At 51.5% G+C, this 15,743-nt stretch carries 12 protein-coding genes; 3 read left to right on the top strand and 9 right to left on the bottom strand.

Going from position 1 to position 15,743, the window contains the following annotated elements; genetic code table 11:
* Nucleotide 1 precedes the first annotated feature (1 nt).
* The 4 genes from yfkAB to KDC22_RS09575 form a co-directional block, all read right to left on the bottom strand.
* Nucleotides 2–1,144 carry a radical SAM/CxCxxxxC motif protein YfkAB gene (gene yfkAB, locus KDC22_RS09590; protein WP_211722858.1) on the bottom strand — a complete coding sequence of 381 codons (1,143 nt, stop codon included), beginning with the start codon at nt 1,142–1,144 and terminating at the stop codon, nt 2–4.
* A gap of 227 nt (nt 1,145–1,371) precedes the next feature.
* Nucleotides 1,372–2,478, bottom strand: a complete 1,107-nt coding sequence (locus KDC22_RS09585) for an HD-GYP domain-containing protein (protein ID WP_211722857.1) — start codon at nt 2,476–2,478, stop codon at nt 1,372–1,374.
* A gap of 148 nt (nt 2,479–2,626) precedes the next feature.
* A complete protein-coding gene (locus KDC22_RS09580; RefSeq protein WP_173138572.1) occupies nt 2,627–3,454 on the bottom strand; it encodes an undecaprenyl-diphosphate phosphatase in 828 nt (275 codons plus the stop codon).
* A gap of 76 nt (nt 3,455–3,530) precedes the next feature.
* Nucleotides 3,531–4,970, bottom strand: a complete 1,440-nt coding sequence (locus tag KDC22_RS09575; RefSeq protein WP_211722856.1) for a bifunctional metallophosphatase/5'-nucleotidase — start codon at nt 4,968–4,970, stop codon at nt 3,531–3,533.
* Between the two features lie 152 nt (nt 4,971–5,122).
* Between KDC22_RS09575 and KDC22_RS09570 the strand changes: the two genes are divergently transcribed.
* Nucleotides 5,123–5,371, top strand: a complete 249-nt coding sequence (locus KDC22_RS09570; protein ID WP_173138576.1) for a MoaD/ThiS family protein — start codon at nt 5,123–5,125, stop codon at nt 5,369–5,371.
* Nucleotides 5,372–5,506: 135 nt separating this feature from the next.
* Nucleotides 5,507–6,547, top strand: coding sequence for an HD-GYP domain-containing protein (locus KDC22_RS09565; RefSeq protein ID WP_211722855.1), 1,041 nt, complete (start codon nt 5,507–5,509; stop codon nt 6,545–6,547).
* A 106-nt stretch (nt 6,548–6,653) separates the two neighbouring features.
* On the opposite strand, the gene KDC22_RS09560 is transcribed toward KDC22_RS09565, so the two are convergent.
* Entirely contained in the window at nt 6,654–8,516 is a 1,863-nt protein-coding gene (locus tag KDC22_RS09560; protein WP_211722854.1) for a beta-glucoside-specific PTS transporter subunit IIABC, read from the bottom strand.
* Nucleotides 8,517–8,745: 229 nt separating this feature from the next.
* Nucleotides 8,746–9,591, bottom strand: a complete 846-nt coding sequence (gene licT / locus KDC22_RS09555; RefSeq protein ID WP_173138589.1) for a BglG family transcription antiterminator LicT — start codon at nt 9,589–9,591, stop codon at nt 8,746–8,748.
* Nucleotides 9,592–9,892: 301 nt separating this feature from the next.
* Here licT and KDC22_RS09550 point away from each other — a divergent pair, with 301 nt between their 5' ends.
* A complete protein-coding gene (locus KDC22_RS09550) occupies nt 9,893–10,141 on the top strand; it encodes a DUF7667 family protein (RefSeq protein WP_173138591.1) in 249 nt (82 codons plus the stop codon).
* 69 nt (nt 10,142–10,210) lie between these two features.
* Here the strand turns inward: KDC22_RS09550 and KDC22_RS09545 are convergent, their stop codons facing one another.
* The 3 genes from KDC22_RS09545 to sufB form a co-directional block, all read right to left on the bottom strand.
* The gene (locus KDC22_RS09545) at nt 10,211–12,079 is read right to left on the bottom strand and encodes an ABC transporter ATP-binding protein (RefSeq protein ID WP_246553425.1); all 1,869 of its coding nucleotides are present in this window, start codon (nt 12,077–12,079) and stop codon (nt 10,211–10,213) included.
* Complete coding sequence (locus tag KDC22_RS09540; protein ID WP_211722853.1) at nt 12,076–13,845, bottom strand: ABC transporter ATP-binding protein; 1,770 nt, start codon at nt 13,843–13,845, stop codon at nt 12,076–12,078. Before KDC22_RS09540 ends, KDC22_RS09545 begins: the two co-directional genes overlap by 4 nt.
* Nucleotides 13,846–14,327: 482 nt before the next feature.
* On the bottom strand, nt 14,328–15,725 hold the full coding sequence (gene sufB, locus KDC22_RS09535; RefSeq protein ID WP_173138595.1) for a Fe-S cluster assembly protein SufB: 1,398 nt from the start codon (nt 15,723–15,725) through the stop codon (nt 14,328–14,330).
* Nucleotides 15,726–15,743: the final 18 nt, after the last annotated feature.

Raw genomic sequence — 15,743 nt, 5'->3', positions numbered from 1 at the left:
TCTACAGAGTGATCGCTTTTCTTGATTTGAAATCAACCTCAGGATAGTACATATCGGCTACGAGCAGGTTAGGTCCGCAGCAGCCTGCGGCATCGCAGTGACAGTTCACCTTCTGATTGAGTGGATGCTTAGTCTGCCACTCGGTGAAAATGTCATCCAGCCTGGAGCTGCTAATATTGCCAAAAGCTGAAATGTCCGCGAAGTCCGTTACAAAGACATCGCCTGTAAACAGATTCACATTCACGCGGTTTCTTCCGTCCGGGTCATTGCGCAGCGTCACATTCTTCTCGCTGCGCAGTCTGCGCAGCAGCTGCTGGTCTTCCTCCAGGAAGCTGCAGGCGAAGAACGGCAGGGTGCCGAACAGCATCCACATCTCCGGGTCACGCGCATCCAGCAGAGAATGAATGGCCGCATTCATCTCCTTGAGGGACAATACAGGCAGCTTCGAGGCGAAGCTGGAAGCATACATCGGATGTACCTCATGCCTTCTTGCACCCATCTCTCCAATCAGCTTGTGAATCTCGGGGAGCTTGGTATGGGTACGGTAATTAATCATCGACTCCGCAGAGATCAGCATCCCGTCACTGCTGAGCCGGCGCGAATTCTCCAGCATCGTGTCGTACAGCCGGTAGGCGGCTTCCTTCGAGACCGGATGCCCGCTGTTCGCGAAGCCCACCTCATGGAAGTCATCCCCGTTCACATAATTGAAAGAGATGTGCATGACATCCAGATAAGGAAGCAGCTGCTCATAACGGAAATACGGCATGGTCAGATTGGAATTGATCTGTGAACGGATGCCCCGCTCCCTGGCATATTTCAGCAGCGGTACGATGGTATTCTCCACCGTTCCGGCACGGAACATCGGCTCTCCGCCTGTAATGCTGATGGTCTGCAGATGCTCTACCTCCTCCAAACGGTTCAGCATATGGGTCAGAGGCAGCAGCTCCCCCTCTTTCATAGTAAGGCTGTCACCGACAGCGCAGTGCTCACAGCGCATGTTGCACAGATTCGTGACCGTCATCTCTACACTGGTCAGTACATGCTGTCCGTACCGGCGGAGTGAAGTAATCGGATCCCATGGATCGTATTCCGGCGATAGCTCTTTTACAGGTACTACAGATGATGATGGCTCTAATATACTCATTTCTTAATGCTCCTTTAATGCTTATTCCTTATTATTAACCCAAATCTAATGAAAAAGAACGATAACTTATGCTATATCATACCACGACTAATAAAAAACTGCGCATCCGGCCCTCTTCTCACGCGAAGCCTATACATTCTTATCTTTTCAAAAAAACAGCCAGGCAGAGAATACAGCTCCGCAGTTTCTGCAGGATGCCTATATTCTCTCCTCGCTGCCCAGAACACCTATCCGGTACTTTTCACTACAGGCTCTCCGCCGTCCGTCACATCAACAATGACTACAGAGAGGGCTTTGCTGAGATCACGCTCATAGGGGGGAACCGTTTCGCCTTCCGGTCCGTTCAGCACCCGGACAACGGGTCTATGCGGTGTGCTTGGATCAATCTTGACCACAACACCGCTCTCGCCGGAGCTGAGCTTCACGGTAAGGCCCAGCGGGTAGATGGCCACCCGGTCTCTGAACAGCTCCAGCTGCTTCTGCTCATACAGTGTTCCGGAGCCTACATACAGCGCTTCTACTGCCTGATGGGGCAGCATGGCTTTTTTGTATATCCGGTTGGAGGTCATCGCATCATAGGAATCTGCGACCCCCAGCCACTTCGCATATTCATGGATCTGCGGGCCGGTCAGTCCGCGCGGGTAGCCGGAGCCGTCAATCCGTTCATGATGCTGCAGGGCACAGTGGGCCGCCAGCAGCGGAATATTCGGCTCCTCCTTGAGAATCCGGTATCCGATCTCAGTATGTGCCTGCATGTGGCGGAATTCCTCCTCGCTCAGCATGCCGGGCTTTTGTACAATTTTGACAGGAATCTGCGTCTTGCCGATATCATGCAGCAGCGCACCAAGTCCGATGACCCGAAGCTCTTCTTTGCTGTAGCCGTGGGCAATGCCAAGCACCAGAGTATACAGGCATACGTTCAGGGAATGGACATACAGGTAGTTGTCCGCCGTATGCATGTCAAGCAGCATGATCATCGGGTCCTCCTGCAGGGACATGTCGTCGAGGATGGAATCCATCACCTTGGAGAATTTCTTGTCGAGATGATAGAAGCCCTTGGTAATTCCAGAAGCGCCGGACATTTGCTGGAATTGGTTCCTGATGACCTTGAGCGCCTGGTTGCGCGTCTCATCCTGCAGCATTCCGGGAATCACAATATCCTCTGTGAGCGAATCTTCAATGTAGATATAGCCGATATCAATTTTGGCGAGCCGCCTGATCAAGGCATCGGTAAGCTCCACTCCGTCCGCAAGCAGAACCAGCCCTTCATCATTATATATTTTTTTACCCAGCTTCATTCCCGCCTGAAGCCGATTCATGGATACTAGACGCACCTTGGCTCACTCCTGCCTTTAACGGTAAAATTGCTACTCTGTTGTGGAATCCCTGGGTCAGACACGATGCCTATACCGTTACCATGATGAGCGACCGGGCAAGCATATGTAGACGCTGCGCGTTCCTCCCGGTGATGCCAAGCTGAGATCAACGCATAATAAACAGCCAGAAGACGGCTGCAAGGATGAACCGGTAGATGGCGAAATGCGTCGGTCTGATCTTCTGGATCATTCTCATGAACAGAACCACCACCACATAAGCCACGATGAAGGAAATAATGAAGCCGATGACAAAATACCCGATCGTCTCATTCGTGAAATTACGGTAGGAATCCAGCAGCTCATACCCCGAGGCCGCGCACATAATGGGAATCGCTATAAGGAAGGAGAAGTCCGCCGAAGCCTTGTAGCTTACCCCGCTCAGCATCCCCCCGGATATCGTCGAGCCGGAACGGGAGAACCCGGGCCAGAGTACAGAAATAATCTGATACAGTCCGATTGCCAGCGCCTGCCCGTAGGACAGATCGTCCAAATCATGCGCCGTCACCCGGATCTTGCGTTTGTTCACCCACTCCGCAACAATCATCAGAACCCCGCCGGCCACTAGCGCCCAGAGCACTGTAGATGCGCCGAAGAGACCTTTGATAAAATCACGGGCGAAAAAGGCGACAGCGAGCGCAGGAACGATACCCAGCAGGACATGGATCAGGTTCAGGCGTGATGCCGGCATGACTCCGCCTCTGTCTCTGCGGCTGCGGCCGATGCCGAGCAGGTTCAGAATCCGCTGGCGGTAGACAATCGCAATGGCCAGAATCGCCCCCAGCTGGATCACGATCTCATACGTCTTCATGATGGCATCCTGCTCGTTGAAGCCCAGAAGCTTAGTGGTCAGAATCATATGACCCGTGGATGAAACCGGAATGAATTCGGTAATTCCTTCTACAATAGCGAGAATAATTGCTGTAATTGTATCCATATTACTCCTCCTGATCTAGTCAATGAAACCTGGCATAGCGATAATTACTAATGTTCATACAATGTTGTAGGTATGATCAGGTGGATCGTAGCTCCCAGCGGACCGCTTCAGACTCCTCCAGACTCCCCGGCCGCTGAAGCTCCATCCGCAGCAGATCACGCAGGAAATGAGGCAATAAATATACCGCCTCCCGGCCATTAGCTATACTCTCATAGCCCGTACGGAAAGTAAACATATCCAGCGTGCCGACGCTATACACCCTTGTGTCCTCCAGCCTCTCTCCGCCGGCAAAAACGGCAATATGGTTATCATAAGGCATGACCCTTGGATCGTACAAGATTTTTAATCCGTCAACGGCCAGGGTGCCCAGCACCTCTCCCCGGAAACCATAGCCGTAGATGACCTTATTACGGTACTCCGCCATGAGACTCTGCTCCAGCGCCGTGCGGATATCCTTGCCTGTAAGCTGAACAATACAGGGATTAATCGGAGAAGGGCATAACGCATGCAGCATGCCTGCCGTAATATTGCCCTCCGGCAGCGGTCCGAGCAGCTGGCCGGAATTGACAAGCGAGATCGGGCTGCCCGTGAACCGGCGGACTGCCTGTGCGAGCAGGTTGCCGAAGGGAGACTCTCCCTGGAGGTCCAGGGGAAGCATCCGGTCACTGATAGCAACGGTCTCCTGCAGTGCCTCACGGCCGCGCTGCAGATGGATAGCCGCTGCCGGAGCGATCCTCTCCTCAGGCTGTGCCGGATCGACTGCGGCACAGCCTCCTTCTGCCAGCCGGAACGATTCTCCCGGCTGTTCCCGCTCAAATACCAGCCGGCCGACGTACCGGCCGAATTTGCCGGCGCCGCATACGGCTGTGCCGTTAATCATAAGCGGCTGCTCCAGCAGATGGTGGGTGTGTGCGCCCAGAATAGCATGCACACCTTCCAGGTTCTCTGCCAGCTTCTGGTCTGCGGGAAGCCCCAGATGGGACAGAATAATCAGGATATCCACCTGCGGTGACAGGAGCTGGCACTGCTCACGCAGCGCGGCTTCCGGGTCCAGCGCATCCCAGCCCAGCAGGGAATAAAAGGAGCTGAACGCCGCTGTAGCTCCGGTCAGGCCAATCCTGATGCCGTCCTTCTCCAGGATGGCGTGGCGCTGCATCCAGTGCGGGGGCTCTCCCGTGGCCGTCTCCAGGAAATTGCAGCATACCACAGGACACTGGATGCCTGTATACAGGGCTGAGAGCATCTCCCGGGAGAAGGTGAGGCCCTCGTTGTTGCCGATGGTTACCGCATCATATCCGGTCAGATTAATAATATCAATGTTTGCCTGTCCCATTGTGCCTTCTGTCTCTACGGCAGCGCGGTCCATATGGTCGCCGATATCAAGCAGCAGCACAGGCTCCTCTCCTGCGGCAGCCTTCATGGCGTTGATCTCAGCCGCGACAGGGCTCATCATTTCGAAGTGGCTATGTATATCATTGGTATGAATAATCGTTAATCTTTGCGGCCCAGGCTTCATAATCTGGCTTCCCTCCCACTTGTACAGCCGTTTATAGTGTAAGCGGCAGGCTTGTGTTTCTTCTAGAGTTAGCATAACATTTTCAGGCTCATTATGGTATATTGTAATCATTATAAGCTGTCCGGACCTACGTCCTGAAAGGGTGAAAATTCATGCACATCTCCATTCGGCTGTTCGCCGGCCTGGCCGAAGTCATCGGCTCCTCCACTCTGATCTTCCATGCCCATGAGTCCCCTGTCACTGCCGGCAGGCTCAAAGAGCTCCTCTCGGCTTCCTATCCCGATGCAGCCCCACAGATTGGAGTCTCCCTGATCGCTGTTAACCATGAATACGCGCCTGATGACATGGATATTACTGAAGGCTCAGAGGTGGCGTTGATCCCTCCTGTATCCGGCGGTTAACCCGGCCTGCCCGCCCCCCGCTAATCTGCGCAGTTGCACAAGCCGCAAGTCATAATTCAGTACTCTTACACCATTGAATATTACATAATTTGTTGCTATGCTCAAAAAAATTGCTATAGTAAGGTGGCCTATTCATTGAGAGTACACGTGATGGACCTTAAACCGGGTGATCATCTGCGGATGGATACCTTCAGCTCACGCGGGCTTCATGTACTACCTAAGGGATCACGGCTGCACATGGAGGAAATCGCCAAGCTCATCCAGCATGGCGTTGATTATGTAGATATCGAGTCCGTGCAGGAAGAGCCTGCCCCTTCCAGCCGGACCTCAATCATTCAGGCTGCAACCGGCAGCTTCGATATCATGATTGACGGTTTCGAGTCTCTATATATGGAAGCGCTCAGCAAAGGCAGCTTCAATCAGTCTGTGGTGGACGATATTCTTCAGCCGACATTATCCACGCTCGACAAACACAAGGATGTAGTGTCACTCCTTCTGCTGCTGGACCGGGAAGATAACTACACCTACAACCATTCCCTTCAGGTAGGCATGCTCTCGTATTACCTCGCCACATGGCTTGGCTATTCCAAGACAGAATGCTACGAGATCGGCCGTGCGGGATACTTGATTGATATCGGCAAATGCCGCATCTCCCCCGCTATCCTGAACAAGCCCGGCAAATTGACACCTGCAGAATACGATGAGATCAAATTACATACGGTATACGGATACGAGATCATTCAGAATTCCATGAACGACCCCTTTACAGCCTTGGTTGCCTTACAGCATCATGAACGGGAAGACGGCTCCGGATATCCCCGGCAGCTGACCAAGACAGATATTCACCCTTACGCCCAGATTGCAGCCGTTGCTGATATTTACAGCGCGATGACGACTCACCGGGTCTATCAGTCCAAGCAGGAGCTGATCTCCGTCCTGCGCGAGATCAACTCACTCAGCTTCGGCAAGCTGAACGGCAAACCGGTCCAGGCCTTCATTAATCATCTGATGCCCAACTTCATCGGCAAACGCGTCCTGCTGAGCACCGGAGATATGGGAGTCATCATTATGAACAACCCGCTGGATGTCTTTCGTCCGCTCGTACAGAGCGAAGGTAAATTCCTTGACCTGTCACGCGAACGCACCATTGCCGTCGTGGAGATTTATATGGAATAACCCGGCAAGACTTCTCCGCCCAGACAAAAGGGCTGTCCCGCTGAGCCAGCAATTGGCCAAGCTGAGGACAGCCCTTATTGGTGTTGAATATTACCTGTGTCACTGATTACCGGATTAATGTCAGCAGAAGCTCGCCGTTTGTAACATCTGTTCCTGTACTCTTAAGCACATCAAGGTATTGTGCCGAGTTGGTTACAATGACCGGAGTTGCGGTTACAAATCCCGCTGCCCGGATGGCTTCCAGATCAAATTCCAGCAAGAGCTGGCCCTTTTCCACTTTATCGCCTTCCGTTACTTTTTTGTTGAAATGCTGTCCTTTGAGCTTCACGGTATTAACGCCGACATGAATCAGCAGCTCAGCTCCGCTATCCGAGGTGATCCCAATGGCATGTCCTGTAGGGAATACAGTGGTCACTGTTCCGTTCACAGGAGAGGTCAGCTTGCCGGAAGACGGCTCAATGACAATCCCTTTGCCCATGGCGCCGGAAGCAAAAGCTTCGTCAGGCAGGCTCTCCAGCGGCTGCAGCACTCCAGACAGCGGGCTTACCACGATTTCTTTATCAATCAGCGTTGGGGTCGTGGTACCGGTAACTCCACCCTGGTTAACAGAAGCCGCCGGAGCTGCCTCAGGGTCATTGTATCCAAGAACTAATACCAGTACAGCAGACAGTACGAATGCTACAAGTATACCAATGACTACCCAGATGAATCCGGTGCCGAAATACGTCGGCAAAGCCAGCAGACCCGGCAGGGAGAAGGACAATGCTCTTGCGCCGCCTGTGGCAATAATCGCACCGCCGATCGCGCCGGAGATACAGGCGTAGATGAACGGCTTTTTGAGCTTCAGGGTCACCCCGTAAATCGTCGGTTCCGTAATGCCGAAGACCGCCGACAGTGTGGAAGAACCAGCAAGCGCCTTAAGCTGCGGGTTCTTCGATTTCAGGAATACGCCGAAGACTGCCCCGGCCTGCGACAGTACTGCCGCGCTGAGAATAGGCAGCATTGTATCCTGTCCCAGGGTAGCAATATTACTGAGCATGATCGGCACGAAGCCCCAGTGTACACCAAAGATAACGAATACCTGCCAGAACGCCCCCGCAATGGCTCCGGCCACAAGCGGACTGAGATTGTAGAGCCAGGTATAACCGGAAGCGAGTCCGTCACTGATCAGTGAACCTACAGGTCCGAAGGCCAGGAACGTAAGCGGAATAACAATGAGCAGTGCGAACATGGGAACCAGAATGTTCCGGACCGACTCATGAATGAAGGAACGGAACCATTTTTCCACATAGGATTGTACCCATACCGCCAGAATAATCGGGATTACACTGGAGGAATAGTTGATGAGTATAATCTTGATCCCCAGGAAGTGCAGCGGGTCTGGTGAGCCTACGGCCGCAACGACAGCGGGATAGATCAAGGCTCCGGCGATGGCAATGGACACGAATTGATTCGCCTTGAATTTACGCGCTGCTGTAACCGCCAGGAAGACAGGCAGGAAATAGAATACGCTGTCGGCAGCTGCATTAAGGATCATGTAAGTGCCGCTGGTGGCGTCAATCCACTTCAGGGAGAGAATCAGGGCCAGCAAGCCCTTAAGAATCCCTGCCCCGGCCAGTGCTCCGAGAATCGGCGAGAAAATGCTAGAGATAATATCTACCGCTTTGCCTAACACCCCGGTACTTTCCGAGCTCTCGTCACCACCGTTTTTCTCGGCATCCTGAAGCGAGGTTTCCTTCATAATCTGTTCAAACACCTGGCTGACATTATTGCCGATGACGACCTGGAACTGCCCGCTGTTTTCGACTACTGTAATGACGCCCGGCGTTTTCTCCAGTGCTGCTTTATTGGCTTTGCTGTTATCCTTCAGCTTGAATCTTAAGCGTGTGGCACAATGGAAGACGGAATTCACATTCCCTTCTCCGCCAACGAGTGTAATGATTTGTTTGGATAAATCTTTGTTGCTCATGTGAGTTTGCTCCTTTTGAGAATCTGTATTATAAGCATCGCTGCAGAGGCGATTTGTGCCAGCAATGTTCTATCTTTCCCCTCTGCAAACAAGAAAAACCTGAACTCAAGGCAAAAGAAGGCGTCCGTACACGCTATTTTGCCATCAGTTCAGGTTTTGCCTGCATTACCAGTTACACCCTGTCCGATGAAAATATGAAATTATAGAGGATGGTTGTTGATGTTACGCGTTACTCCAGACTATTGCGGTCCGTTACACGCTGGATGTGAATGGTCAGATAGACGTATTCATCCTTGCTTAAGCTCTGTCCATGGGTCTTCTCCAGATATTCATTGATCTTGCCCACGCATTCAAAAGCCTTGACATAGGTCTGCCTCACCTGGTTATACAGAAACTCCTCACCGCTGTTGTTCGTCTCCTTCTTCAGAATCCGCATGGAAAAATACTGCAGATGGGTCAGAAACCGCGAGTAATTCAGCGAATTCTCATCCAGTACCACTTTATAATGATAGGTAACGATGTTCAGAATATTCTGGACGATCTCCGTCATCTTGATGGTAGACCTTACCTCAGTGCCATCCATTCTGGCGTTGACCAGATGCAGGGCAATGAACCCGGCTTCATCTTCACCAAGTGCAAGACCCGTAGTCTCCTCAATCATCTTCAACGCATCCAGCCCGATCCCGAATTCCTTTTTGTAAAAACGTTTGATTTCAAACAGCATCGCATTCTTCAGCAGAATTCCCTTCTCGAAACGCTGGAGCGCGAAATGAATGTGATCCGTCAGCGTCAGATAGAGATTATCGCTTAGCTCCGTGCGCAGCACTTCATTGGCATAGGATACAATCCCGCTCGCCAGCTCCAGATGAACCACCGGAATATCATTCAGCAGCTCGGTCAGCCGGGCTGTGAATTCATTCTCGTTCAGCAGAAAAATCTTGTCCACCTTGGCAGGATCAACATAATCACCCGCAACCTTATTGAAGGAAATTCCTCTGCCCATCACAATAACTTCCTTGCCCTTCTGGTTCTTGGTCAGGAGCACATTATTGTTCAGCACCTTTTCGATAATCATCTCTATTTCACCCCCTGACGCATAGTTTGTACAAAAAAAGCCTAAGTTGATCCCAATATCATTCATAAAATGATACTCGAATCAGCTTAGGCATTGCCCGCGTTACCGGTCACAATCCTGTATTACTGTTATTGTAGCATAAATAAAAGCGATTTCAAGAACTTTATTTATCCGCTGATCTGAATAATCAAATTATGCCTCCTTCCGGTTTGAATCCGCCCCTCCAGGGCCAGGCTAATAGCAGATACTGAGCGCATCAGCTCCGGTGCTATTCGCTCACAGCCTGATAAGGAGGAATGTTATGCTTGCGGTTCATCAACGCCTGGCTGAACTGTACACTCTGAGTCTGAAGCGTCCGCTGGCTCCGGCGGAACAAGACGAGCTTCAGCACTGTCTGCATATCAACACTGTCTATTGCTGGGAGATGGCACGCCTCCATATGGAGGGCCTGCTGGCAGCTGATACACAAGACACCGCCTGGCAGCAGGAGATTAGCGCACAACTATTGGAGGTCCGGGTAAGCGGCAGGTCCGGCAAACGGCCGGGGTAGGCTTAAATATTAAAAAAAAGCAGCAGCCCATCCCTCCATTCGGGGACAGGCTGCTGCTTGTAAGAGCTGCTATAAGAAGCGGAACTGCGCTTCAATCAAACCGTTATAGATGCCGTCGTGCTCGGTAAGCTCGGCATGGTTGCCTTCTTCCTTGATCTCGCCATGATCCAGCACCACAATCTTATCCGCATGGCGGATGGTGGAGAGCCGGTGGGCAACGATGAAGGAGGTCCGGCCCTGAAGCAGCAGCTTCAGCGCTTCCTGAATCTTAATCTCCGTCTCGGTATCAATACTGGCTGTCGCTTCATCCAGGATCAGAATCCGCGGATCAGCCAGCAGCGCCCGGGCGAAGGACAGCAGTTGACGCTGCCCCATGGACAGTGCACTGCCGCGCTCCTCCACCTCGGTGTCATACCCTCCTGGAAGCTTCATGATGAAATCATGGGCGTCCACGGCTTTGGCCACCTCTTCGATCTCCTCATCGGTCGCGGTGAGCCGTCCGAAGCGGATGTTGTCGCGGATCGTTCCCGAGAAGATGAAGGTATCCTGCAATACAATCCCGATCTGTTCGCGCAGACTCTGGAGAGTAACCTCGCGGATATCCCGGCCGTCAATCGTAATGTGGCCGCTCTTAATATCATAGAACCGGCCAATCAGATTGATAATTGTGCTTTTGCCGGAGCCGGTATGTCCTACTAGGGCAATGGACTGGCCTGCTTTGACATCCAGATTGATGCCTTTGAGTGCCGCACGGCCCTTCTCATATTCAAACACTACATTATTGAAGTGAATATCCCCTTGAATCTTGGACAGCGGCGTGGCTCCCGGCTTATCCTGAACCGCAGGCTGCTCGTCGAGATACTCGAAGATCCGCTCTGAGGAAGCCATCGCAACCAGCAGCTGATTGTACATCTGTCCCAGCCGGTTGATCGGGTCCCAGAAGTTGCTGACATAGCTGCTGAAGGCCACCAGATAACCAATGGTAAGCTCTCCCGATTGAATCAGGTAAGCCCCGAACCAGAAAAGAATCATCGTTCCGAAGCCGCCGGTAACTTCAATAATAGGGCCGAACCCCTGGTTCATAGCGGATGCTTTGTTCCAGGACTTCCGGCTGTCCATATTCATGGCATCGAAATAATGCATATTCTCTTCTTCCTGGGTGTAGGCCTGCGTGACGCGAATCCCTTGAATCGACTCGTTAAGATGGGAGTTGATCCGGGAGTTCTTCATCCGCACATCCTGCCAGGCGATCCGGATTCGCTGCCGCAGCTTGGTGGAGATCAGGAACATAATAGGTACGGTGATCATCACCGCCAGCCCCAGCTTCCAGTTGATCAGCAGCAGAATAACCATGATGCCCAGCAGCTGCACACAGTCAATCATCAGATTGACTACCCCGTTCGTGAACAAATCCTGAAGCGAGTTAATGTCATTCGTTACCCGGACCAGTACCGAGCCTGCAGGCCGTTTATCGAAGAAGTTGAAGGACAGCTTCTGGATATGCCGGAACAGGTCCGAGCGCAGGTCATAAATCACCCGCTGGCCGATCACATTCGTATATTTGATCCGGTATACGCCGGCGATCCATTGGATCAGATACAGGATGATTACACTTGCCGTTAACGTATAGAGCAGCGTCAAGCTGGTATTTCCGTCTTTTGGAGCAATCGCTTTATCAATCGCCATACTTGTCAGGAACGGAACTGTAAGCTTGGTAATGGTGCCCAGAATCATCATGATGGAGACAAGCGGCAGCATCTGCTTCGCGTATGGCTTCATATAACCGAACAAGCGGGTGAACTGCCTCCAGTCAAAAGCCTTGTCTATCACATCATCATCTTTATAGATAAACCGTTCTTCAAGCGTCTGTTCCTCTACTTTACTATTATCAGTCTCTACTGCGCCCTCTGCGGTCTTCTTGGAGGTCTGAAGGTTCATGCCGGATCACCCGCCTCTCGTTCATTATCCCTGGCTAAATAATCGGCGTACTGAATCCGGTACACATCCTGATAAGGTCCCGGGACGGCGATCAGTTCCTGATGGGTGCCCTGCTGGACCATCTTTCCTTCATTCATTACAATGATCTGATCGGCATGACGCAGAGAAGATATGCGGTGGGCAATAATCAGGGTCGTCCGTCCGCGCATAACCTCCTGGAATCCGGCCTGAATCTCATGCTCCGTCTCCATATCAACCGCACTGGTTGCATCATCCAGAATGAGAATCCGCGGATTCTTCAGCAGTGCGCGGGCAATGGCAATCCGTTGCTTCTGGCCGCCGGAGAGACCCATTCCCCGTTCACCAACGACCGTATCATAGCCTTCCGGCATCTCCATAATGAAGTCATGCGCCTTCGCCAGCTCGGCGGCACGGATGATCTCATCCATGCTGACATTTTTGAGTCCATATGAAATATTATTGCGGATCGACGACGAGAACAGGAAGGTCTCCTGGAATACCGTCGATATCTGCGAGCGCAGACTGCGGACCTGGAATTCACGGATATCCACTCCGTCAAGCTTGATACTTCCTTGATTCACATCATAGGCACGCATCATCAGCTGAGTAATCGTGGACTTCCCGGACCCTGTTCCGCCAAGGAAACCTATGACCGCACCAGGCTCGGCATGGAAATGAATATCCTTAACCGCCGGCATTTTGTTCCCGTAAGCAAAAGTGACATGATCGAAATCCACCTCACCCTTTACTTCAGCCGGAGCAAGCTCACGCGCGTTCTCTTTATCTTGGACATCAATCTGCTGATTCAGCACTTCCAGCACACGTTCACCGGAGGCCTTGGATTGGGTGTAGTTATTGATATGGAACCCAAGTCCCCACACCGGACCAATGATGTACCAGATCAGACTGAAGAACGCGACCAGCTCTCCCAGTGACATCTGCTTGTTAATGACCAGCGTACCGCCGACGCCCAGCAATATGGCAACACTGACCGAAGCGAGCAGCTCCATGAACGGGAAGAATTTACTCCACAGCTCAGCCGCAAAAATCTGATTATCTTTATAACGTTCATTACGGTGTGAGAATTTCTCAACTTCGTATGCTTCTCTCGCAAACGATTTGACCGTTCTCACCCCGGTGACATTCTCCTGTACAGCCGTTGTCAGGGAGCTTAATGCCAGGCGCATCTCCTGAAAGGCCGGATGAATCTTGGATTCAAATCTGAGTGCTACTCCAGCCAGGAACGGCATAGTGATCAGAGTAACCAGCGTCAGCTGCCAGTTGATGGTAAACATCATGATGGAGCCGAACAGAACCATGAAAAACACATTCAGCAATTGGGCAAATCCGAAGCCGATGAACATCCGGATGGCTTCCAAATCCCCGGTCAGCCGGGACATCAGGTCACCTGTCTTCGCGGTATCATAATAGCGGAAGGACAGGAATTGCAGCTTCTCATAGCAGGCATTGCGCAGCCGGTACGCCAGGAAATTCCCCAGCCGTCCGCCGAAGAACCCATGGGCAAACTGCAGGCACGCCTTAACAATAATGACCGCAAGCACACTAAGAGCGAGTACGGGCACCTCAGTAAACTTTAGGGGAACAATAACATCGTCGATCAATCTCCTTAACAAATTGGGGGTAATAAGCCCCACTGCAGTTGCGGCCGCCAAACATACAATCGATAGAATCAAATAGTGCAGCTTCTCCCGATAAAAGCCCCGCAGTTGCCTGAGAACATCCATATCTCTCCTCCTTAAAGCTTTACGAAGTACAGCTTGCTCCGTAAGCATAAACTTGGCTTTACGAAGTACAGCTTACTTTGTAAGCATAAACTTAGTCCCATACAGCAACCTTCCACATCTTAACCCACCTTTTTTTAACGCTTTCAATTTAGGGACTTTAAGCAGTTTATCATCCATAATTTAATGCGGCAAAGGGGATAAACCTCCGTTTTCCTCTCTTTTCGGAAAGAACAGGGCCTAAGCAGGCGGAAAAGGACGCCCTTCGTTTTAATTGCTGCTATTTCCTCGCAAATACTGCTCAATTAAGATATAGCAAGATTCAGCGCTTGCGAAGAGCCCTTAAGCCGCCTGCAAAAGGGATATTATGTATAATAATTACAAGCTCCGTATAAAAAAACGTGCCCCCAGATCCTCGACCAGATTGCGTCAAGATTCTGTGGACACGCGCAGGATATTACTGGAAGAATGAAAGAAGCTTCAGGTTACCCTATGCTTCCTTCCATTTCGAATTTAATCAATCTGTTCATCTCAACCGCGTACTCCATCGGCAGTTCTTTGGTGAACGGTTCGATGAAGCCCATGATGATCATTTGGGTGGCATCGGCTTCGGAGAGGCCGCGGCTCATGAGGTAGAAGAGCTGCTCTTCGGACACCTTGGAGACGGTAGCTTCATGTTCAAGCACGATGTTATCATTCATGATCTCATTGTAAGGAATCGTGTCCGAGGTGGACTCGTTATCCAGAATGAGCGTATCGCATTTGATATTGGATTTCGCGCCTTCTGCCTTACGGCCGAAGGAGGCGAGTCCACGGTAAGTGACCTTGCCGCCGTGCTTACTGATCGACTTGGACACAATCGTAGACGTAGTGTCCGGTGCCAGATGAATCATTTTGGCGCCGGCATCCTGATGCTGGTTCTTGCCCGCTACTGCGATGGACAATACCGAGCCTTTAGCGCCGCGGCCTTTAAGAACAACCGCCGGATATTTCATCGTCAGCTTGGAGCCGATGTTGCCGTCTACCCATTCCATGGTGGCATTTTCTTCGGCAACTGCACGTTTGGTTACCAGGTTGTAGATATTCGGTGCCCAGTTCTGAATCGTGGTATAACGGACACGGGCATTCTTCATGCAGAGAATCTCAACCACTGCGCTATGCAGAGAGTTCGTGCTGTAGATCGGTGCGGTACAGCCTTCGACATAGTGCACGAAGCTGTCTTCATCCGCCAGAATCAGAGTGCGCTCGAACTGCCCCATGTTCTCGGAGTTGATCCGGAAGTAAGCCTGCAAAGGCACTTCACATTTCACGCCCTTCGGAACATAAATGAAGCTGCCCCCGGACCAGACTGCACTGTTAAGTGCTGCGAACTTGTTGTCGGCAGGAGGAATGATCGTACCGAAGAACTTTTTGAACAGCTCAGGATGATCACGCAGTGCAGAATCCGTATCCGTGAAGATTACACCCTGGTCTTCAAGGTTCTTCTGCATACTGTGATATACAACCTCAGATTCATACTGTGCAGAGACGCCGGCCAGGAACTTCTGCTCCGCTTCCGGAATCCCCAGCTTATCGAAGGTCTCCTTAATCTCGGATGGAACTTCCTCCCAGGTCTTACCCTGTTTCTCAGAAGGTCTTACATAATATTGAATGTCCTCGAAATCCAGATCGTCCAGATTGCCGCCCCACTTAGGCATTGGCATCTTGCGGAACTGCTCCAGGGACTTCAGACGGAACTCCAGCATCCATTCCGGCTCGTTTTTGATTGCAGAAATTTCCCGGACGATTTCTTCCGTGAGTCCTTTACCAGACTGAAATATCGACTTGTGCTCGTCACGGAACCCATACTGGTATTCCTCCATATCAGGCGCTTTCTTAGCCATGGTGTAAGCCTCCTCGTT

The sequence above is a fragment of the Paenibacillus tritici genome, assembly GCF_018207515.1.
Classification (GTDB): Bacteria; Bacillota; Bacilli; order Paenibacillales; family Paenibacillaceae; genus Paenibacillus_AQ; species Paenibacillus_AQ tritici.
The sequence above is the reverse complement of the archived record's forward strand: the minus strand, read 5'-3'. Positions and strand labels throughout refer to the sequence as shown.